The following is a 21,806-nucleotide window of genomic DNA, read 5'->3' as shown; positions in this document are numbered from 1 at the left end:
CAATCATTTTGGTTGTTTAATGAAAATGTGCATGGCCTTTTTTAATATCTCATTCTCTTCTTGTAGATCTTTAATTATTTTATCCTTTTCCTCTTTCATACTGAGCCCTGAAAAACCATTACTGGAGTCCGCCGAGCCAACTTCATTTGTTTCTTTATAGATATTGATCCAATTTCTTAATGTAGGTATGGATATATTAAGTTCTTCGGCCAATTCTCTAGGCTTTCTGCCTTCTTCCAATACTAATCGAGCAGCATAAATTTTAAAATCTTTATCATGGTGCTTCCCCATAATAAGACACTCCTTTTTTAAATTTATTTAGTGCCGATTTTCTGTACTTCCTTTATCAAACGAAAATGTTTTTCTAATATAAAGACTTTCATAAATTTAATTTCAATCTATTAATCAAAATGGAATTGATCGCTATTGCGATCACTAAAATCATTAGCGCTCCAATCAGGGGTTGGACACTGAACCAAACCAAGCCAAAATGAATCGCTGTTACCAAGATCAATAATGGCAATCCATAAAGCAGGCTTATTAATACATTGGGGTTGGATTTAATTGCAGCAGATGGGTTCTCCCATTCAATACTAGGATTTTTCATATCATATAATGGTGTTAGAAGATTATAGCAAACCACTAAACAAGAAGTGATTAATAACATGACTGCATTTTCCATTTCCCAATAGCCAAATAGGGCAAATATCAAAAAGCTGATCACCACGGCTATAATACTGATTATTGATGAAAATATCACTTTAGAAAAATAAACATATTTTTCATCAAACGGGACGCTTTTCAGTAAATAATGGTATTTACCTTCTCTTGAATATGGGGTTCCGCTTATATTATTTATACAACACAAGAAAAGGACCGAATAGGAAAAGTATTTATCAAAGACTCCCTCTTTCGTTATATTCAAATAATTCGGGAATACTTCATTCTGAATCAGCAATAACATGACAAGTGAAAAGATCGGAGGCAAAAGAAGACCTAAAGCGATTTGCATCTTAAAATATGCTTCAGACTTAATGATCCATATCTCTCTTTGTAAATAGTTACTCCATTGATTTTTTGATATATTAACCTTTGAGTTTTTCATATTCGTTTTGTTGTTTCCCAATATCCCATTTTTAAAGTAATGAACAGAAATGTTCTCTATAATCATTGAATACAAAAGGAAACCTATTACCATTATCGAAATATAAATAATGAAAAATTGAACGGTTATTTCATTTGATACAAAAGCATCCAATATCCATTTGATCACTGGAATCATATTTGCGGTTTCAAATATATGTCTCATTAACAATTCCAACGAGTTTTTTATCCCTTCAAAAGAATTCAAATCTATTTCCGAGATGACCTTTGAAATGGCAACTGATGATTTTCCTGCAAAATATACAATGGAAATAATCATAAGCGTTAGGATGATAGCAATGTTAACCATTAAGTATGCTACTTTACTTTTGAATCTATAATAATGCCTATTCATGCACGATAGGATAAAAAGCAGGAACAAAGCCGTTAAACCATTGACAATTGGTAAAAACGTGATTAATTTAATCGCTTCGATAAACTTTAGATCGACTATCAAGAAGCCTAATGTTGGCACTTGGATCATCATTGATAAGATGATCGGGACCCATAAGCTACTTAACACTTTGGCCCTTGATATTTCCTTATAGGTGAGTGGTAGAGGTGCCAATACTTTAAATTCATCATAAGAAAATATTTGTGATGTGGACAAATAGCAAACCAACGCAAAGACGAGAATGCTGGAAATCGTTAAATTATAAAATAGGAAGACCTGGGTATCTCCAAGAAAATAAACAACGGCGTTAACGACAGTCAGCTGCAAAAACATATAAAAAACGGCTATTATCAGGACAGCCTGCAACATTGTCTGCTTGGGCATTTTATAGAAGGAAGAAACGAAAAATCTAGTTAACTGAAGTTTTTCCTTCATATACCTGAGCCTCCATAAAGGTAGATTCTAATGAACTTTCACCTATTATATTTTGTATCTCATCATGCAGGATGATTTTTCCCTCTTTTAAAATAGCCACTGTATTACAAATTTTCTCCGCCACATCCAGCAGATGCGTCGAGAAAAACACTGTACCGCCCATTTCAACATATTGTTTGATTAACCCCTTAAAAACTAAAACAGCGTTTGGATCTAATCCGTTCAATGGTTCATCCATAATGATGATCGGGGGATTAATGGTAAAAGCCGCTATCAGGGATACCTTATGCATCATTCCATAAGAATAACTTCCCATTGGCTTTTTAATGGACTCCTGCATCCCAAACCGATTGATATATTTCCCCAACCGTTCTTTGTCATCATTTCCATATAGGTTCATCAAGAAACGAATCCAATCAAATCCCGAAACATTGTTAAACACATTGATAGTATCAGGAATGAAGAAAAATTGTTTTTTATATTCAATGCCGTCTTCTTTGGTCAGGCCATTTATTTCAACCTTTCCATTTTCTGAATCTAAAATGCCTGTAATAATGTTCAGCGTCGTGGTTTTCCCTGCACCATTTGCTCCTATAAAACCTAAGGTTTCCCCTTTTTTGATTTCTAGATTTACACCATTCAAAATCTTCTTGGCCGAGTAGCTTTTCTCCAAATCTGTGATGCTTAACAAAGTTATCATCCTCCCATCTCTTCATGATTAACACATTTCCATCCCCAACTTATTCATTATTGAACTTCTTTTTAGAAATCCATAGGTTCGTTATCAATATCGTTACTGCCGTCCATGCAAGTGCAGCTAATGCGCCCCAAACCGCCTGTGAATTGACTGTGCCTAAAATCAGTACTTCCATGGCATGCTTACTCATGCTTGCCGGATTCACATTGTCTATTACCGGACTTAATCCAACTATGATTCTACAGCCGAGGAGAAATACTATCGAAATTAATGCAATGATACCCTGGCTATTAAAAATGGTACTGATCATCGTCGTGAATGAAACGATAAATAGGATCCATAGCAGATAGAACAGTAAAGCCACTATTAAATCCCCAAAATCAACACTCGTAAACAAAAAAACTACATACAGATATGAAACCAAATATCCCAATGCCACACTGCAGGCAACAAACAGGTAATTGGAAATGATTTTCCCGCTTATATAAGATCCAACCGTCACAGGCCTTGTAAGTATGAAAGCAAGCATCCCATTTGCTTTATCGGATTGAACGACTCCCATCATTGAAACGATGATGATCATGACCCCTAGCTGATCAAATTGAGACCCTAAAGTACTGGCAAGAACTTCGCCGCCTTTTTGGGCAGCCATGCTTGGATCAATGGTGATCCCTTGGCCCCCGCCCAGTGCCTCTAATATTGAAGGTAAATAATAGCTTACAACTGGTTGAGTTATTCCTAAAAATATAAATACAAGCGGCAGCCAAATCACTTTAAATTCACGTACCATCTGAACAAATTCCTTTTTAGCTAAAACGGCAAAATTATTCATTTTTCCACCACCAATTTTAAGAATATCTCTTCCAATGTATCGTTATCTATTTCGAACCTGACAAGATCAACATTATGCTCCAAAGCATTGGCCAGTAACATATTCTTGTTTGACTCAATATCTTCCACTTCTATCTTCAATTTATTTCCCATTACCTCTACACCTTTGACGAAGTTCAAGCTTTTAACGTTTTCAATCCATTTTTGACTTTTAGAGGTTATGTCGACATTGATTTTATTTCCGCTATTCCTATTCAATAATTCTGACATCGTTGTGTCCTCAATTTTTTTACCGCTTTTTATAATGACAAACCTCTCACATATTTCTTCTGCATCGCTTAATATATGCGTCGATAATAAAATTGTCGTATCTTTCTTTATCTCTTTTATGATATTCAACACTTCTCTCCGGCCGATGGGATCTAATGCCGAAACCGGTTCATCCATGACAATCAATGCCGGTTTATGTAACAGCGCCTGTGCAATACCAAGCCTTTGTTTCATTCCGCCCGAAAAAGTCCGTACCTTTGAATTCTCTTCCCCGCTCAACCCCACTTTCGACAATATCTCTGGGATGCCGTTTAATAATTCTTCCCTCTTGATACCCGAAAGCTGCCCCATGAAAGTAAGGGTTTCTTTGGCGGTCATCCATTGAAAGAAGTTAGGATATTGTGGTAAGTAGCCTATTTCCTTTTTCATTTTTGAAATTTTCTTACCGTCAAGCAATACTTCTCCCATACTTGGATCTATAATATCTGCAATCACTTTTATCAGTGTCGATTTACCAGCCCCATTTGGTCCAATCAATCCAACACATTCCCCTGATTGCAATTCCATTGAAAAATTATTGACCGCTGTTTTTTCTTTGAATTTTTTTGTAACATTTTTAATTTCTAATTTCATATTCTTTCACTGTCCTTTCTACCGATAACGAAGTACAGAATTGGACCGATAGTATTTGCAAAAATAATGATGAGTGTCCACAATAAAACATTTTTCCTCGTCTTTCGATTTCTGTATAAATCAATTAATGCTATAAGCACTAAAATCATTCCAATTGCAATTACCGGTAAAATGATCGGCAGAATAGACATGAAATCAATATCTTTCAATTCGTTCCATCCATAATGCAATTCCATATATACCACTCCTTTGGTAACGAAATATTATTATCATTATCGATAATGATAACATCTAATTTGGAATTTTGCACCTATTTTTTTCTTAATAAAATATTGTTTTAGTTTTTATTGTTATTTATAATGATAATATTATCATAATGAATAATAATAAAAATATAGCGATATTTATTAATTTTCATTGCATGTAGACATTTTTTAAAAAAATTAAAATAATTAAAAAATACTTATTATTTACTTCGAAAAAATATTTCGGTACTATTATTTTTCGAACCGTGTCATTTTTATTTAAATGACAATGATTCAAACATTACAATATATGACGAATTAAACTTATTATTCATGACCAACAGGAAAGTTCACTAAAAATTATCCAGTTATAATTTCCAATGTGAGGAGAATAAGATGATTAATAAAGCTGAAATTTTAATGCACCCAGTAAGAATAAAGATTACCCAAGCTTTAATGAGAAATAGGGAAAATGGTTTAACACCATTAGAAATGTTAAAAATCATTAAAGATGTACCCCAAGCAACATTATATAGACATATACAGGTTCTTTTGGATTCAGGGGTCATTCGCATAGTAAAAGAGAAAAAAGTGAGATCCGTTTCCGAAAAATACTACGTTTTAAATGAAGAAGAAGCACGACTTAGCGGGGAAGAATGGAAAAAATCCTCTAATGAAAAAAAGGTGAACTATTTTTCTTATTATCAATTATCCCTTATGACCCAATATCAAAACTATCTTACTAAATTGGAAGAAAGAGACTGCGCAGAAGATGGTTCAACCTTTTCCCTTTTAGAACTAAAGCTTGATGATGAAAGCTTCCTTAACTTCCAAAATGAATTGAACGATCTAATGTTAAAATACTACAAAGCAACGAATCAAAGTGCGAAACAAGACTCTCCTATTCGAACAATCGGCGTTACAATTATTCCAGAATCATAAAAAATGAAAAGGCTGTTCCAAAACCTTGGACTCAAAAACGAATATTATAGAAAAAACCGTTAGGAAACATATCTATATATTCACCAACCAGTCAGGTTGCAGTCCATGTTTTGAAACAGCCCTATAAATTCCATAATGGGCTTACCACCCGTTATGGGACATGACTAAAAGTGATGCACCCGCAATCAGCAGCTCCCCAATGTTTCCTTTATACTGCCGTATACTTCGTCCCACAGGTGTTTTTCTTCAGCAAAAGCCGCAGTTATCTTTTTAATAACTGCTTTTTGCTCTGCCTCGAAACGTTCATCATCCTTGGCAGGCAGGTCAGACCTTAACTCCATTACGAACTCTTGTACCTTTGGTGCACGAGGTCCCCAAACAGCTTTTTCTTCACCATCCTTATCAATGAATATAAAAATGGGAATCGAACGCGCTGTTCCATTCGTTAAATATTGATCCATCAGTTCAAGATTTTGATCTCGTAAAATCATGCGAGTTTCGATATTTGCCGCTTCAGATATATTCAGCAGTATAGGAATATTCATCATCGCGTCTCCGCACCAGTCTTCAGTAATGACAATAACTCGAAGTTCCTTCTTCTTTAATGCATCAAAAAAATCTTGGTCCTCTGCAGAAGTGGAAAAACCTTGCTGGATCGATTGTAAGTTTTCTTTATGAACTTTCATCGAAGATACAAATTCTTGAGCAGGAATCCCCTTTTCAAACCATTCATTCAGTGTCGTCATCGTATTTCTCCTAACTATTTTTTAAATTAAAAGTACCATAAACCACTTATTATTTCATTGTTTCCACACCGAAAAATAAAATGACAAATTGGTAAATTAAATCCATGTTTTCTTTCCCGTGTAAAGGGAAAACTATACATACATTCAATAGCTTACTAACTATTTTATATTGATAAAAACATTGTTTTCTAGTTTAGGAGATGAAATTTTGTGGAAGGCTTTCTCTTTGCGCTACTCCCTGCATTGACATGGGGCAGCTTAGTGCTTGTTTCCGAAAAACTCGGAGGCAACTCTTATAATCAAACACTTGGCATTACAATCGGTTCATTACTGTTCGCCATCATGATGTCTTTCATCAATCCGCCGGAATGGAGCAGTCTAGTGTGGATTGTCGGCATCATTTCCGGGATAGGCTGGGCATTCGGGCAGTTATTTCAATTCAATAGCGTCAAGGAAATCGGGGTATCGAAAACCGTTCCAATCTCAACAGGACTGCAAATTCTAGGAAATACATTTTTTGCGGTTATCATTTTCAGGGAATGGAATGACAAGATGACAATCATCATCGGCATTGTTGCAATCATCTGTTTGATTACAGGTGTCTTGCTGACAAGCTATGGCGATGGTGATAACAAAAAAGAAGGAAGCATGAAAAAAGGGGTTTTTTACCTTGCCATTTCTACGGTGGGTTATGTTACATATGTCATCGTCGTCAGATGGAATGAGGTTGACGGATGGTCGGCGATCCTGCCGCAAGCAATTGGCATGTTCCTGGCTGCCTTGCTCCTTTCCATCAAACATAAACCGTTTAATAAGTATGCCGGACGAAATATCCTTACCGGAATGATGTGGGCTGTCGGTAATATCGGTCTCCTGCTCGCTAATCCTAAAGTGGGCGTGGCCATCGCATTCTCATTTTCCCAAATGGGAATCGTCATTTCCACTTTAGGCGGCATCTTTCTTTTAGGAGAGAAAAAATCCAAAAAGCAAATGGCCTTTGTCATCATCGGATGTGTACTCGTAATTGCTGGCGGAATCATGATTGGCTTTACAAAAGAATAATCAAAGGAGAGCTGAATGATGTATGAAGATTTAGAGAAAAAAGTGGTCGTGATCACTGGCGCGGCAAAAGGATTAGGAAAAGCCATGGCCGAAAGGTTCGGTAAAGAAAAAGCACATGTAGTATTAAATTATCACACTGAAAATGGCGACCATAAAGAAATCATCAAAATGATTGAAGCTGCAGGCGGGAAAGCCGCAGCCATTCAAGGTGACGTTTCAAAGGAAGCGGATGTGAAGAAATTGCTTTCTTTCGCTGTGGACACCTTTGGTACAATCGACATCATGATCAACAATGCTGGTATTGAAAATGAAGTGCCCAGCGAAAAATTGACTCTTGAAGATTGGCAGAAAGTCATCGATGTAAATCTAACGGGGATGTTCCTGGCAAGCAGGGAAGCAATCAGTTATATGCTCGATCATGGCATTAAGGGCAATATCATTAACATGTCTTCCGTTCATGACCGGATACCTTGGCCTCATTTTGTCCACTATGCAGCAAGTAAGGGCGGAGTCAAGATGATGACAGAAACCCTTGCACTTGAATATGCTCCTAAAGGGATCCGCATTAATAATATTTCACCTGGTGCAATCGACACACCCATCAATGCCGAAAAATTCAATGACCCGAAAGCTAAACAAGAAGTAATCGACCTGATACCGATGGGATACATCGGAAAACCGGAACAAATTGCCGCTTGTGCCGCTTGGCTCGCTTCCGCTGAATCGAGCTATGTAACGGGCTTGACCTTATATGCTGATGGCGGAATGACCAAATATCCAGGTTTCCAAGCAGGAAGAGGCTGAACTTAACTTGTTAGTTTTAGTAGCGGTTGATATTTAGGAGAAAAGAATTTGAGGGACTAGGATTTCTCCTATGTCCCTCATTCCTTTGGACTCCCATTATATATAACTTTAATGATTCTAATGAAAATACGAGATATCCCTTATTCCAAATAATTTGATATTTCTTCATTAGCAAAGCGATTTTTTGGATTCTTTAATCCAAGGTGATCACGGAGAGTGTCTCCTTCATAGTCCAAACGGAACAAACCCCTCTCCTGTAAAATGGGAACAACCTTCTCGACGAAATCCTCTAAGTCGCCTGGTAACAATGGAAATTGAAGCATAAAGCCATCTGCAGCTTTTTCAGTAAACCATACCTCCATTTCATCAGCTACTTGAGTTGGTGTACCGACAAATCTATCTCGTCTGGCAGGACTGAAAAATCTCGCATATAATTCACCCACTTTTATGTCTTCTTCACCAATAATTTTCTTCATTTCATTAAAGTTACTTTGTATGCTATTTACTAATGGAAATTCAACATCCTTCGCTGGTGTATCTAAAGAATATTTTGAAAAATCCACGTTGCCCATATAACCAGAAACGAATTTCAAACTCTCATAAGGGTCGACGAGACTTTGGAGTTTATTGTATTTTTGAATGGCTATTTCCTCGGTTTCTCCGATAATAGGGGAAATGCCGTGAAGGATGTGAAGCTCTTCCACGCTTCTTCCAAAGGCCATTAAAGACGATTTTAATTCTTGATAATATCGTTTGGATTCTTCAATGTTATCCCAATGTGTGAAAACGACTTCGGCTGTTCGAGCGGCTAATCGCTGCCCTGGTATAGACGCACCCGCTTGAATGATAACCGGCTGCCCCTGCGCCGAACGTGCAATATTCAACGGACCTTTTACCGAAAAATAGTTGCCTTTATACCGAAGCTCATGCACTTTATCAGGATCAAAAAATTGTCCCGTTTCTTTGTTATGCACAAACGCATCATCTTCCCACGAATCCCATAATCCTTGGACAACGTCGATGAACTCCTCCGCTCGTTCATAACGATGATCGTGTGCCAAATGTTTATCACGACTGAAATTCAAGGCCGTCTCTCCGGTCGCATCAGCTGTAGTAACAACATTCCATCCCACCCGTCCGCCGCTTATATGGTCAACAGAAGCAAATTGGCGAGCGAGTACATATGGTTCACTATACGTTGTAGAAGCTGTCGCCCCAATGCCGATTTTTTCTGTCGCTGCAGCTAATGCTGTAATTAGTACAATAGGATCAAATCGATTAAGTATTTGAGGATGCGATTCATGATTAATGGCCAAACTATCTGCCACAAAGGCAAGGTCAAATTTCCCTTTTTCTGCAATTTTCGAGAGTCTTTGCAAAGCTTTCACATCAATACTTGCATTCGGATTTGATGTCGGATGCCGCCACGACGCAACATGCATACCTGTTCCAATCAGATAAGCAGCTAACTTCATCTGTCTGTCTTGAGCCATTCTAATCTCTCCTTCCTTATTTATTAGAATAAATCTCCTTATAACTGCTCAATTCTTTCAAGGTAATGAATGTTGGAATATAGTTTCCATTGTAAGTTTCTTCAATAAATTTAGCCGTTTTCTCTGATTGATAGAGATCAACTAATTTTCTGTAAATTTCATTGTCTTGATCTTCACTCCTAGCCGCTATGATATTAATATAAGGCTTTGCAGTACTACTTTCATAAATAAGAGCATCTTTTAAATTTAGTCCCGCTTCTACCGCAACTCCATTATTAATCACCGAACCAGCTGTATCTTCCATCACACGCGGGGCACTGGCACCATCGACAGGAACAATTTTGATTTTCTTCGGATTTTCCTTTATTTTGTCCTGTCCACCATTCCCGTCAAAGTCATCCACAACCTTTAAGAGTTTTGCTTCTTGTAATAGCAATAAAGCTCTTCCCCAGTTAGCTTGGTCATTGGGCACAGCAATTTGTGCACCATTTGGGATCTCTTCCACCGATTTATATTTGCTTGAATACAAACCGAGAGGAGCAATAATCGTAGTCCCAATTGGAACGATGTCTGTATTATTGTTCGCATTAAATGAATCTAAATAGGCAACATGTTGAAAGGCGTTGATATCAATATCCCCTTCTGCCAGCGCTTCGTTCGGATCATATGCCGAAGAGAAATTAACAAGTTCAATTTCCACCCCTTCTTTTTCAGCCTGTTCCTTTAAAAATTCCCATGTTCGAAGTTCAGAATTTCTAATACCTACCTTCACTTTCTGTTTCCCTCCTGCATTCGTTGAATCACTTGAGCAACCTGCCAATAACACCCCCAAGATAAGCAGTATAGGTAAAATACATTTTTTCATCATTCATTCCACTCTCCCTTTGTACACTACCGCCACTACACTCTTCTAATTTTCCGTTCGAATATATTTCCTAAACTTTGTACTCCCTGAACAACAATTACTAGAATTACAACGGTGACGAATATCGTAATAGTGCTAAAGCGTTGATAGCCATATGTTATCGCTACATCTCCAAGTCCACCGCCACCTATAGCTCCTGCCATGGCTGTAGCGCCCACTAACCCAATTGTTGCAGTTGTTATACTTAGAATTAATGACGCAAAAGCCTCAGGCATTAAAAACCTGAAAATAATTTGTAACGGCGTTGCTCCCATGGCTTTCGCGGCTTCAATAATGCCTTCATCCACTTCCAATAGCGAATTCTCCACAAGTCTTGAGATATATGGGCCAATATGAAGCACGAGTGGCACAATTGCTGCTGTTGTACCAATCGACGTACCAACCATTAGTCTTGTAAATGGAATAATCGCCACAAGCAAGATAATAAACGGAATCGATCGGAAAATATTTACAATCGGATTCACGATAGAAAAAATAAATCTATTTTCATAAATATGACCTTTTCTTGTTACAACCAATAAAATGCCTAAGAATATTCCAATGATGCTTCCAAAAAAAAGTGAAATACTAACCATGTACAGAGTTTCCCACAAGGCGTTTAAAATGAGCTCTTTGCTTACTTCCATCCTTCGTAACCTCCTTCACTTTGACATTTTGATTCTTTATAAACTGTAATGCCCGATCAATTTCATCTTCATTTCCTATTATTTCAACAATTAAATTACCAAATGGGATGCCTTGTAACTCAGTAATATTGCCGAACAGAACGTTTATTTCCACACTAAACCTCTTCGCTGTTTTTGAAACGATAGGCTGCCCAGAGCTCAATCCCAAAAAATCAATTTTAAAAATTCGACTGAAATAGGCATCCTCATTGAGCAATCCATATACACTTGATGGCACTTCATCGCGAACAACCGATCGAATGAAGTTACGTGTTGTTTCTGTTCGTGGACGGGCAAAAATATCGATCACATTTCCTGATTCAATCACGCTCCCATCCTCCATCACTGCAACCCGATTACAAACTTCTTTAATCACTTCCATTTCGTGCGTGATAATTAGAATTGTAATTTTATATTCTTCATTAATCCGTTTCAACAGATTCAGGATTGATTTTGTTGTTTGTGGATCCAATGCCGATGTTGCTTCATCGCATAATAAAATCGAAGGGTTTGTAGCCAAAGCACGGGCAATCCCGACACGCTGCTTTTGTCCACCTGAAAGTTGATTTGGATAGTTCATTGCTTTGTCTTCTAGACCAACAAAGCGGAGAATCTCATTAACTCGTTCTTCAATCTCTTTTTTCTTTTTTTTACTTAACAATAATGGCATCGCCACATTATCAAAGACTGTTTTGGAATTAAGTAAATTAAAATGCTGAAATATCATGCCAATATTTTTCTTAGCTTCACGCAAATCTTTTTCAGACATCTTGGCAAGGTCTTTTCCTTCTACAATCACTTCACCTGAAGTAGGATATTCAAGTAGATTCACAGTTCGGATGAGTGTACTTTTTCCGGCTCCACTAAAACCGATAACCCCGAATATATCCCCTTTTTCAACGGTTATATTAATCTCCTTTAACGCTTCAATTTTCTTCTCCCCGCCATCAAAAACTTTTGAAACCCGACGAAATTCTATCAAAGTGGCCACCTCCTCTTATTAACTAGCTTGGTATAGACACCCCTTAAAACGCGGGCACGACGGCTCCTTCATATTGATCAAAAATAAATTCTTTGACCTTTTCCGTCGTTAATGCATTCGCAAGCTTTTGGATCGCTTTATCGTCCTTATTGTCTGGACGAGCAACTAAAATGTTTACATAAGGTGAGTCCTTCCCTTCAATTATCAGTGCATCATCGAGAGGTTTTAACCGTCCTTCCAGAGCATAGTTTGTGTTAATGGCCGATGCTTCCACATCATCTAGCGAGTGAACTAAAAGAGGGGAATCGACTGGAATGAATTCTATTTTTTTATCATTTTTTGTAATGTCCTCAATCGTATAATCCCCTGACTTGGAAGCATCCAACTCAATGATATTATTTGCCGCAAAAAGCTGTAACGATCGCGAAAAGTTTACTGGATCTTTCGGTACGGCTACTTTCGCTCCGTCTGACAATTCACCTATAGACTTAATTTTTTTGGAATAGACACCAAATGGTTCAATATGTACACCCTTCACATTAACCAAATTCAAACCACTATCTTTATTTACTTGCTCTAAGTAAGGGGTATGTTGGAAGAAGTTTGCATCCAATTCTTTGTCTGCTGTTTGTTGATTCGTTTGAATACCATCCGTAGAAATCACTACATCCAGTTTCACGCCTTGTTTTTCTAAATCCGGTGCGATAAACTCTAAAATTTCTGCATGTGGTATTGAGGCTGCACCAATTTTCAAAGTCACTTCCTCATCCTTGTCTCCTTTACTCCCCGATGATGTTTGCTCATTACTTCCACAAGCTCCTAATACCAGCAATACTACTGTTAAAACAGTAACGGACAGCCATTTAATTTTCTTCAATGTTTCTCGCTCCTTTTTTATCCTTTTATATTGGAATAACAAACATTTATCAGCTTCTTCATGCCCTCTGGATCTTTTCTTTTCCTCTATATGTTAGTCTCTTCCCCTAAGAGAAGCGGACTCAACAACTGAAAGGATTGGATCCGTTCTGCTTCTCTTCGAAGCGGTGTATGCAAAATAAATTCATCCACTTGAAAAACTTTCTGAAGTTCCTTTAAAATCCCGTTAACATATCCTGGAGTTCCAGCAATAACACTTGCGGTCTGCTCTTCTATTTCGTAAGCTTCACCAGCCTGCTTCTCAAATGACTCAGCCTGCTCACGTGATTGAACTGTCAGCGTCCGGCCACTTTGTAGATGAACTTTAAATAGTTTGTGTTCGCTTGCCAGCTCCTCTGCTTTTTGTTGGGTAGGAGCTGCCACAACCGCTACTGATACGATAAAGCGCCCTTCTGGGTACTTGCTTCGGTAAGCAGAAGACGCTTCATACAGCTTGGTATCATCACTATTAATAAATCTGGCGAATACAAAATCCATTCCGAGGTTAGCGGCTAGTTGAGCGCTGTCTGAACTTGCACCAAGCAGAAAGGTTTCTGGCTTTTCAGGCGGTATCGGTGTTGCTTGAATACCAGAGAGCAAGTGAACATCATCGATTGAATTTTCAATTATCTTTTGCAATAAGGATGCACGTTCCCCAAAATCTTTTCCATCATTCACAGTTCCAAATTGTAACGCCTTTGTTGATAAAGGAAATCCACCTGGTGCTTTACCAATGCCAAGATCTACCCTGCCCGGGGCAAGAGTGGATAAAACATGAAAATTTTCAGCGACTTTATAAGGGCTGTAGTGTTGAAGCATGACACCTCCCGAACCTACACGAATGGATGTGGTTTTCGATAATAAATAAGAAATTAATACTTCCGGTGAAGATCCAGCAACTTGTTCCATATGATGATGTTCCGATACCCAAAAACGGGTATATCCCCATTCTTCAGCTTTTTGAGCTAGGTTTACGGTTTGCTTAAGTGCATCAACTGCTGAACTCCCAGGAAAAATGGGGCTTTGATCTAATATTCCAAGCTTAAAACTCATATGACTTTCTCTCCAATCATTAATACCGAGTTAACAAATCGAATTAGTTGTTTTAATGTAATTGAAATTCATCCTAACATTGTAAACAAGCACTTGACAACACCTTATTTGATAGAAAAATTTATTTAATTGATAAAAAAATTCTATCAATTACTTATGAATTTGGAATGCCTTTGCCTAATAATTAACCACGCTCTCGCCTATCATGGTTTGAGATTTATCTTCATACCGCTATCAGAATAAGATTAATCAATGAGAGGAAGAGAAATGGAGAGAGGAGTCTATGAAAAGCTGGAATAAAAAAATGAAGAGTGGCTATGTGTGGAAGCTAAAATGGGGGGAATGTTCGCATCATGAATATGCTTGAAATCAAATTTGACCGAAACCTTAGGAATTACAACAACAAAGGTGCTAGGCACGAAAATGTGTCTGGCACCTTTGTCATGTATGTTCACCACTTACCATGGTTATATAATAAATCCTTGGCACTTTCATATAAAAAATGAGCGGCCTTAATAATGGCTTTTTCATCAACAGTAAAAGCTGGATGATGCCAGTCTTCGTTTCCGTTTGTACCAAAAAAGGCAAAGGTACCGGGGATATGTTGAAGGTAATAAGCGAAATCTTCACCACCCATTGAAGGTTCTGGATTGATTACATGCAATGATTGCTGCCGAGCAGACCTGCGTGCCATCTCTGTGACTGCCGGATGATTAAGAAGCGCGGGCGGTCCAGGAAACCAACCAATCTCAGCTTCCTGTGAAAAAGCAGCAGCAATATGATTCACAATCGAATAAAACTTTTCTTTTACTTCTTCGCGGATCCCAGAACTAAAGGTTCGAATCGTTCCTTCCAATATGACGTCACCCGGAATTACATTCCACGTGTTTCCACCTGTTATTCTCGTAACACTCACCACGGCACTTTCTAATGGGGATACATTCCGGCTGACGATAGTTTGAAGAGCGGTAATAAGCTGAGCCGCTGCCGCTATTGGATCTTTTCCGTGTTGAGGGATGGCCGCGTGGCTCCCCTTCCCTTGAAGAACAACATGAAAACGGTCTACTGCCGCCATTAACGGACCATCTTTTATCCCAATGGTACCGACAGGCAAATTGGGTTTATTGTGCAGCCCAATCACAGCCGCTACATCGTCAATTTGACCATCTTTTATCACATGTACCGCTCCGCCACCTAATTCTTCTGCGGGTTGAAAAAGCAATCGCACTGTCCCGCACAACTCTGATTGATATTCTTTCAAAAGGTAGGCAGCACCTATAACAGCTGCCGTATGAAAATCATGGCCGCAAGCATGCATCACCCCTTTTACTTTCGAAGCAAATGGAAGCCCGGTTCGTTCCTCAATTGGAAGAGCATCAATATCCGCCCTTATGGCTACTGTCGGTCCGGGTCTGCCACCCTTTATATCTGCAAAAACACCTGTTTTCAATCCTGTATGACGGATTTCAATGCCCTCTTCCTCGAGCCAATTTTGAATTGATTTTGTCGTTTCAAATTCTTCATTTGATAACTCAGGATATTGATGTAAATGGCGCCGTATCGATATTAAGCGCTTTTCCAGCTCTCGACTCATACAGTCGCCTCCTTCTATAAATCCAAGCGATAGCATTTTACTAAAATATCATGATTTTGAAATTCCTTCGTTCGATCCCGTTTAAAGCCAAACCATTCATATAGTTTAATGGCCTTATGCATCTTATCAGTAGAATGTAGATACAAATTAGACGCACCTTGCGATTTTGCATAATTTACACTAGCCTTTAATAATTCCTGAGCGATACCGCGTCCCCTTGATTCGGGATGAACGGCCAACAACCGAATGATTGGTGAAAAAATCCCAAGTTCCGGCTTTTCATAGGCTTTTTCAGATGACTGAAAAAGCTGTAATGTGCCAAGGATATCCTGATTGCACTTTGCAACCAACACCTTATCAACATGTGGATTATCCACCGAGGATTCAATATTTTTTAAATATCCTTTCCAAGCTTCCGGGTTCGAATATTCATGTTCATATTGTTGATAACTCTCTACCAATAAGCGGCGCACCGTCTCTTTATCCGCTTCAATCAATTCATCGACTACGATTGTATTAATCATACGTCCTCCTTTTGCCCCTTCCTTTAATTGGCCCTTTCTTCTAAAAACGATACGGAAAAATCTCTTGATATCCGATTTAAAAATTTTCGTGTTCGATCTTCCTTTGGAGCATTGAAAATCTCCAATGGTGAACCTTCTTCTACAATCACCCCGCCATCCATGAAAAGAACACGATCCGATATCTCTTTAGCAAAACTCATTTCATGGGTTACAATCACCATCGTGATGCCTTCCTGTGCAATTGCTTTTATGACAGAAAGCACCTCCCCAACCAACTCAGGGTCGAGTGCCGACGTTGGCTCGTCAAATAGAATGACCTCCGGATTTAAAGCAAGTGCCCTGGCAATTCCAACACGTTGCTGTTGACCTCCTGACAATTGCGAAGGAAAATGGTTACGCTTATCTCCCAAACCTACTTTTTCCAATAACAGCTCGCTTTCCCGTTTCGCTTCAGCTTTCTTATATTTTTTTGTAACAATTAACCCTTCCATTACATTTTCCAAAACAGTTTTATGAGCAAATAAGTTATAATGCTGAAAAACCATCGCCGATTGTCTTCTAAGGGACAAGATTTCCCTTTTGGTCGCCTTCTTGGGCTTCACCTGTATATCTCCCACTTGAACGATACCCTCTTCTGGTTTCTCCAGAAAATTCAAGCACCTAAGCAGGGTCGTTTTCCCAGATCCACTTGGTCCTAGAATGGTAACTACTTCTCCCTTGTCTATTTTCAAATTAATCCCTTTTAAAACAGGCTGCTGGTTAAATGATTTTTTTATATCTTTTAAATAAATCATTGTACTCCTCCTCGATTATAGGCAGTGACCTTTTTCTCAATTAAAAACGAAAGCCCCTCTGCAATGATTGTGAGACCCCAATAAATCAAACCAGCAGCGATAAAAGACTCCAAAAATTTCAAATTGGTGGATGCAACAATATTGGCTGCTCCTGTCATTTCTTTTTGCGATACAATGAAAGCAATGGATGACGTATGAAGAAATCCAATGAAGATATTCGTGAAATTCGGGATGGACTGTGCAATGGCCTGTGGCAAAACAATTCGCGTCATGGCTTGAAACGAATTCATCCCCACGGAATAGGCTGCCTCCATTTGGCCATTGGAGACACTGATAATTCCCGATCTGAATATTTCCGACAAATAGGCACCCGAACTCAACGATAAGGCGGTTAAGACAAATAAAATGATCGGAATGGAATTAGATTGAATACCCAAATCAAACTTTTTAGAAATTTTATCGATTAATAATGGAAAACCGAAATAGATGAGCATTATGTGCATGATAATCGGTGTTCCTCTAAAGAAGGAAACATAGCCATTTGCAATTCCACTTAGAAATTTCACTTTATAAATCCTAATCAAGGCAACAGCGAGACCGATAATAAAACCTGCAAGAAGAGGAAGAATCGTTAAGATAAGTGTGATCGGAAGTGCTCTAATAATCTCCTTAAAAGCAGTCCAAATGAATAATATATCAATCGTCAAGTCCTTCCCTCCTCCCTTTGTTATCCAGTAACAGACACATCAACAGATTGATGCCGATTAATGCGGTTTTCATAAAGTCTGAATATCTTCTCGAACAATAGCACGACTGCATAATAGATAACGGCCAATGAGAGATAGACTTCGAGAGCATGTGCAGTTGCGGCAATCAATGTCTCTCCCCTCCCCATCATATCCATTACGCCAATGGTAAAGGCAAGTGAGGTATCCTTTAAGGATCCGATAATAGAGTTTGCGATATTCGGAAAAGCAATCCGTATGGCCTGAGGAAGCACAATTCTAAAAAAGCTTTGACTATTATTCATGCCAACAGAATATGCTGCTTCCGTTTGCCCGTAATCGACAGCCTTAATTGCTCCCCGGAATATTTCTGCGAAATGCGCCCCATTACTTAATGCATACGTAATAATGACAAAATACAGAGCATCCATTCTTGAAATATCAATATTAATGAATATCAGGATTGCAGGCAGCCCATAAAAAACTAGAAATAATTGTATTAAAATAGGCGTTCCCCGAATGAATGAAATATATAATATGACAAATTGATTCAAGACAGGGATACGAAATATTCTCAGGATGGCTGCCGCTATCCCGATGACCATTCCTAATAAAACGGATGCTGCCAGAATTTGCAATGTTACTCCAAGATAATATATTAATGTCGGAATGAAATCGACGATTAATGAAGGATCAAATGCTTTCCCCATGCTTTAGCACCTCCGCGCTTACTACTATCTAATTAAAATCCCACTGAATAGTCTGCGCCCAGCCACTTTTTACTTAGTTCGCTAACTACCCCTTCTTCTTTCAGTTCCACAAGTGCTTCATCAATTCTCTTCTGTAAAGGCGTTTCGTCTTTTCTTAGCAAAAAGTATACTTTTGAATTAAGAAGCGGCTCACCCACAACCTTTTGCTGTGCATCTGCTTGTTTATTTAAGAAGTCGACGGCAAATGGTGTAGTAATGGTAGCATCCGCCCGACCGGTTTTGATTTGATTCTTCGTATCATCTACGCCTTGACCAGAATAGACAATTTCAATACCGGCATTATTTTCTTTATTATACTTTTCAAGAAAAACAGCAGAATTGCTCGTTGCACTCACTATCGCTTTTTTTCCTTTTAGATCTTTAATGGAGTGAATATCATTGTTGTCCTGATGAACTGTAACTTGAAGGGGAAAGACATTATATGGTTCTTTATTAAATAGAAATTTTTCTTTTCGTTCATCATTCACCTCCATTTGGTGCGCAACAAAATCTATTTTGTTCGTTTCTAAACTTAATAATAGATTAGAAAATTCCATCGTTTTAAATTCAAATTCATATTCAGGCAGCTTTTCATCGATTTGACGAACCAACTCGACATCATACCCTGTCAGCTTACCATTACTATCCAAAAAGCAAATATTAGGGAATTGCGTCCCAGTTCCGACAATGATCTTCCGAACTTTTTTATCCTTTGAATCTCCAGAACTGGATTTTGCTGTACTCGTTGTTTCATTCGAAGAGCAAGCTCCCAAAAAAGTAAGTAGCAGTGCCATGACAAGTAATAATGTTTTTTTCATCTCAATTCCCCCGAACATTTTTAATTACTAACAATTGGTTCTTTATTTTCAATAATGCGATACAGCGTTTCATCTAGAATTTTACGAAGATACACAATTTTTTCTCCATCGTGATCTCGTTCAGCAAAAATCTCATAGCCTCTTCTTTCATAAATGGAAACAAGCCAAGGATGACGTTCAGCTGTCGCCAAATAGACGGCCGGCGCTTTCACCTGTTTCCGAAGTATGTTTTCTTCCACCCAGGTTAACAAAGTCGAGCCAAAACCTTTTTGTTTGTATAGGGGGTCGACTGCAAACCACCAAATGAATGGGTAAGGACTGAACTGATCAGGATCATTCCATGGATGACGAACTGTCACAGTGGAAACAATTTGGCCCTCTTGTTCTAAAACATAAGTGAGATTCCGCCGAATATTATTCGTCACTAGCTGCAAATCAGCAGTCGCAGCGAGAAAGTTAATATTCAATTCCCTGATTGGTTCATAAGCCCGAAGTGTAACGTTTAGCACTTCGGGAGCATCCTTTACAGTGGCAAGACGGATTAGCTGTGTCATGATTAACTCCCCTTTTCTATAACATATTAATTACACAAGAATAGTCGGATTTATTTATGCAATCTTTCCTTAATTCAATCAGTCATTCTTTTAGACTCAGTTTTAATCGCGTGATTTTTTGTTATTGTACACGTTTAAGCACTTTTTCAAGATTAGGAATTCCAATTTCCGTAACGCTCTCATATACGCTACCTCGCCCAATTTCAATAATGGGCACATACCGAACACCATATTTGATTTCTAAAATATCTCGCCGATCATCATGATTTGTAACATCCACCGTTTGATAAGCGATCTCCTTTTCTTTTAAGTATTGTTTAACCTCTTCGCAATAGTGACATCCTTGTTTTGACCAAACGACGACAGATAACGCTTCTCCCAATTCTTATTCCTCCTTCAATTTTTAAATTGATTCTTCAATCATTGTTTAATGCTTTCTTTCGCATAACGATTTTCCGGGAATGGAAGCCCCAAGTTGCCTCTTAATGTTTCTGCTTCATATTCAGTACGATATATTCCCCTTTTTTGAAGGATAGGGATCACATAGTCTACAAAGTCACTTAAAGCATTTGGAACACTTGAAGAAAAGATAAATCCGTCCGCACCCTTCTCTTCAAACCATTGCTGAATCAGATGCGCTACTTTCTCGGGAGTTCCAATAAAAGAAGTCCGGGGTGTTGTCTCCTTAAGTGCTACTTGACGGAGCGTTAACTGTTTCTCCTTCGCTTCCTGTTTGATTCGGTCAGTCGTACTTCGGAAACTGTTTTTTCCGATGTCTCCGAGATCTGGGAAAGATGCATCCAGTTCATATTGGGAAAAATCATGATGATCGAAGTATCGTCCCAAATAGTCAAGCGCCTTATCTATAGAAACCAGGTTAGCGAGTTCTTGATATTTGTGCTCCGCTTCTTCCTCAGTTGCACCAATGATTGGCGCGATACCTGGCAGAATAACAATTTCATCAGGATTTCTCCCGAATGCAATAGCCCTGTTTTTTACATCTTGATAAAATATCTTGGCATCTTCCAATGTTGGTTGACCTGTAAAGATTGCATCCGCTTCTTTAGCCGCAAAATTTTTGCCAGCTTCTGATGAACCAGCTTGAAAAACGACAGGTCTCCCCTGTTTAGATCTGGCAATGTTGAGTGGTCCTTGCACGGAGAAAAATTCTCCTTTATGCTTTAATTGATGCATTTTAGAAGGATCAAAAAACTCACCGGACTCTTTATCCCGAGTAAACGCGTCATCCTCCCATGAATCCCAAAGTCCCTTGGTGACTTGTATATATTCTGATGCTATCCGATAGCGTTTGGCATGATCAGGGTGTTCTTCAATCGTTTTGTTATAGTTCAAGGCCGTACTCTCAAGAGGGGTAGTAACAAGGTTCCATCCGCCACGACCTTGACTAATGTGATCAAGTGAAGCAAATTGCCGAGCTACAGTAAATGGCTCACTGTATGAGGTGGAAACTGTTCCGACAAGCCCTATTCTTGATGTGAAAGCAGCGAGTGCGGATAAAATGGTAAGTGGTTCAAATCGATTTAAGAAATGCGGTATTGACTTCTCATTGATAAACAATCCGTCAGCAATGAAAAGTAAATCGAACTTTCCCTCTTCAGCCTTCTGGGCCTGCTCCTTATAAAATTCAAGACTAACACTGGCATCTGCTTGAATGTCTGGATGTCTCCAACCAGATATACTCCCTCCAACTCCATGAATAAGCGCTCCAAATTTCAACTTTCTCTGTTCAGACATCGATACTCCTCCTTTAATTAGTCGGTTTTCAACTATGCTGACATCCCACATCTCCCCT

25 protein-coding genes are annotated in these 21,806 nt (G+C 38.5%); 3 read left to right on the top strand and 22 right to left on the bottom strand.

The features are described from left to right. Positions 1-3 precede the first annotated feature (3 nt). The 6 genes from AC1DIV_RS11550 to AC1DIV_RS11525 all read right to left on the bottom strand — a co-directional run bounded on the left by AC1DIV_RS11550 (position 4) and on the right by AC1DIV_RS11525 (position 4,639). Positions 4-291 carry a transposase gene (locus AC1DIV_RS11550; protein WP_034305533.1) on the bottom strand — a complete coding sequence of 96 codons (288 nt, stop codon included), beginning with the start codon at positions 289-291 and terminating at the stop codon, positions 4-6. Positions 292-379: 88 nt separating this feature from the next. After that, complete coding sequence (locus tag AC1DIV_RS11545; RefSeq protein WP_340874320.1) at positions 380-1,972, bottom strand: hypothetical protein; 1,593 nt, start codon at positions 1,970-1,972, stop codon at positions 380-382. Continuing rightward, complete coding sequence (locus AC1DIV_RS11540) at positions 1,947-2,663, bottom strand: ABC transporter ATP-binding protein (RefSeq protein ID WP_034305539.1); 717 nt, start codon at positions 2,661-2,663, stop codon at positions 1,947-1,949. The genes AC1DIV_RS11545 and AC1DIV_RS11540 overlap by 26 nt, the downstream gene beginning before the upstream one ends. A gap of 49 nt (positions 2,664-2,712) precedes the next feature. Next, entirely contained in the window at positions 2,713-3,501 is a 789-nt protein-coding gene (locus tag AC1DIV_RS11535) for an ABC transporter permease (protein ID WP_340874319.1), read from the bottom strand. After that, positions 3,498-4,403 carry an ABC transporter ATP-binding protein gene (locus AC1DIV_RS11530; protein ID WP_048679037.1) on the bottom strand — a complete coding sequence of 302 codons (906 nt, stop codon included), beginning with the start codon at positions 4,401-4,403 and terminating at the stop codon, positions 3,498-3,500. The genes AC1DIV_RS11535 and AC1DIV_RS11530 overlap by 4 nt, the downstream gene beginning before the upstream one ends. Beyond that, a complete protein-coding gene (locus tag AC1DIV_RS11525) occupies positions 4,400-4,639 on the bottom strand; it encodes a PLD nuclease N-terminal domain-containing protein (protein WP_034305547.1) in 240 nt (79 codons plus the stop codon). Before AC1DIV_RS11525 ends, AC1DIV_RS11530 begins: the two co-directional genes overlap by 4 nt. 405 nt (positions 4,640-5,044) lie before the next feature. Here AC1DIV_RS11525 and AC1DIV_RS11520 point away from each other — a divergent pair, with 405 nt between their 5' ends. Next, the gene (locus tag AC1DIV_RS11520) at positions 5,045-5,590 is read left to right on the top strand and encodes a helix-turn-helix domain-containing protein (RefSeq protein WP_034305549.1); all 546 of its coding nucleotides are present in this window, start codon (positions 5,045-5,047) and stop codon (positions 5,588-5,590) included. 185 nt (positions 5,591-5,775) lie between these two features. Here AC1DIV_RS11520 and AC1DIV_RS11515 read toward each other — a convergent pair whose 3' ends face one another. After that, complete coding sequence (locus AC1DIV_RS11515; RefSeq protein ID WP_318292250.1) at positions 5,776-6,336, bottom strand: thioredoxin family protein; 561 nt, start codon at positions 6,334-6,336, stop codon at positions 5,776-5,778. 210 nt (positions 6,337-6,546) lie between these two features. Between AC1DIV_RS11515 and AC1DIV_RS11510 the strand changes: the two genes are divergently transcribed. After that, positions 6,547-7,398 carry a GRP family sugar transporter gene (locus AC1DIV_RS11510; RefSeq protein ID WP_063592162.1) on the top strand — a complete coding sequence of 284 codons (852 nt, stop codon included), beginning with the start codon at positions 6,547-6,549 and terminating at the stop codon, positions 7,396-7,398. Between the two features lie 18 nt (positions 7,399-7,416). After that, a complete protein-coding gene (locus AC1DIV_RS11505) occupies positions 7,417-8,202 on the top strand; it encodes a glucose-1-dehydrogenase (protein WP_336863822.1) in 786 nt (261 codons plus the stop codon). A 140-nt stretch (positions 8,203-8,342) separates the two neighbouring features. Here AC1DIV_RS11505 and AC1DIV_RS11500 read toward each other — a convergent pair whose 3' ends face one another. The 15 genes from AC1DIV_RS11500 to AC1DIV_RS11430 all read right to left on the bottom strand — a co-directional run bounded on the left by AC1DIV_RS11500 (position 8,343) and on the right by AC1DIV_RS11430 (position 21,748). Continuing rightward, positions 8,343-9,695, bottom strand: coding sequence for an LLM class flavin-dependent oxidoreductase (locus AC1DIV_RS11500; RefSeq protein WP_251541435.1), 1,353 nt, complete (start codon positions 9,693-9,695; stop codon positions 8,343-8,345). Between the two features lie 16 nt (positions 9,696-9,711). Further along, positions 9,712-10,560 carry a MetQ/NlpA family ABC transporter substrate-binding protein gene (locus tag AC1DIV_RS11495; RefSeq protein WP_252270290.1) on the bottom strand — a complete coding sequence of 283 codons (849 nt, stop codon included), beginning with the start codon at positions 10,558-10,560 and terminating at the stop codon, positions 9,712-9,714. Positions 10,561-10,595: 35 nt separating this feature from the next. Continuing rightward, positions 10,596-11,246, bottom strand: a complete 651-nt coding sequence (locus AC1DIV_RS11490) for a methionine ABC transporter permease (RefSeq protein WP_063595201.1) — start codon at positions 11,244-11,246, stop codon at positions 10,596-10,598. Beyond that, complete coding sequence (locus tag AC1DIV_RS11485; RefSeq protein WP_336863820.1) at positions 11,188-12,267, bottom strand: methionine ABC transporter ATP-binding protein; 1,080 nt, start codon at positions 12,265-12,267, stop codon at positions 11,188-11,190. Before AC1DIV_RS11485 ends, AC1DIV_RS11490 begins: the two co-directional genes overlap by 59 nt. 43 nt (positions 12,268-12,310) lie before the next feature. Continuing rightward, positions 12,311-13,144: a MetQ/NlpA family ABC transporter substrate-binding protein gene (locus AC1DIV_RS11480; RefSeq protein WP_063595203.1), complete on the bottom strand. Its 834-nt coding sequence runs from the start codon at positions 13,142-13,144 to the stop codon at positions 12,311-12,313. 86 nt (positions 13,145-13,230) lie between these two features. Continuing rightward, complete coding sequence (locus AC1DIV_RS11475; RefSeq protein ID WP_063595204.1) at positions 13,231-14,235, bottom strand: LLM class flavin-dependent oxidoreductase; 1,005 nt, start codon at positions 14,233-14,235, stop codon at positions 13,231-13,233. A 451-nt stretch (positions 14,236-14,686) separates the two neighbouring features. Continuing rightward, positions 14,687-15,829: an amidohydrolase gene (locus AC1DIV_RS11470; protein ID WP_340874308.1), complete on the bottom strand. Its 1,143-nt coding sequence runs from the start codon at positions 15,827-15,829 to the stop codon at positions 14,687-14,689. A 14-nt stretch (positions 15,830-15,843) separates the two neighbouring features. Beyond that, positions 15,844-16,353, bottom strand: a complete 510-nt coding sequence (locus AC1DIV_RS11465; protein WP_340874305.1) for a GNAT family N-acetyltransferase — start codon at positions 16,351-16,353, stop codon at positions 15,844-15,846. Positions 16,354-16,376: 23 nt separating this feature from the next. Further along, on the bottom strand, positions 16,377-17,147 hold the full coding sequence (locus AC1DIV_RS11460) for an amino acid ABC transporter ATP-binding protein (RefSeq protein ID WP_340874303.1): 771 nt from the start codon (positions 17,145-17,147) through the stop codon (positions 16,377-16,379). Further along, on the bottom strand, positions 17,144-17,854 hold the full coding sequence (locus AC1DIV_RS11455; RefSeq protein ID WP_340874301.1) for an amino acid ABC transporter permease: 711 nt from the start codon (positions 17,852-17,854) through the stop codon (positions 17,144-17,146). Before AC1DIV_RS11455 ends, AC1DIV_RS11460 begins: the two co-directional genes overlap by 4 nt. Before the next feature lie 20 nt (positions 17,855-17,874). Beyond that, positions 17,875-18,582, bottom strand: a complete 708-nt coding sequence (locus AC1DIV_RS11450) for an amino acid ABC transporter permease (protein WP_340874300.1) — start codon at positions 18,580-18,582, stop codon at positions 17,875-17,877. Positions 18,583-18,614: 32 nt separating this feature from the next. Next, positions 18,615-19,439 carry a transporter substrate-binding domain-containing protein gene (locus AC1DIV_RS11445; protein ID WP_340874298.1) on the bottom strand — a complete coding sequence of 275 codons (825 nt, stop codon included), beginning with the start codon at positions 19,437-19,439 and terminating at the stop codon, positions 18,615-18,617. Between the two features lie 20 nt (positions 19,440-19,459). Then, positions 19,460-19,993 (bottom strand): GNAT family N-acetyltransferase, encoded by a 534-nt coding sequence (locus tag AC1DIV_RS11440; protein WP_063595209.1) that lies wholly within the window; start codon positions 19,991-19,993, stop codon positions 19,460-19,462. A gap of 121 nt (positions 19,994-20,114) precedes the next feature. Then, on the bottom strand, positions 20,115-20,375 hold the full coding sequence (locus AC1DIV_RS11435; protein WP_048678988.1) for a glutaredoxin family protein: 261 nt from the start codon (positions 20,373-20,375) through the stop codon (positions 20,115-20,117). A gap of 38 nt (positions 20,376-20,413) precedes the next feature. Further along, positions 20,414-21,748, bottom strand: coding sequence for an LLM class flavin-dependent oxidoreductase (locus tag AC1DIV_RS11430; RefSeq protein WP_340874292.1), 1,335 nt, complete (start codon positions 21,746-21,748; stop codon positions 20,414-20,416). Positions 21,749-21,806 lie beyond the last annotated feature (58 nt).

This window comes from Peribacillus sp. 05N428 (genome assembly GCF_056397085.1).
Note: the sequence above shows the minus strand (reverse complement) of the source record. Positions and strands in the feature narration are given on the sequence as shown.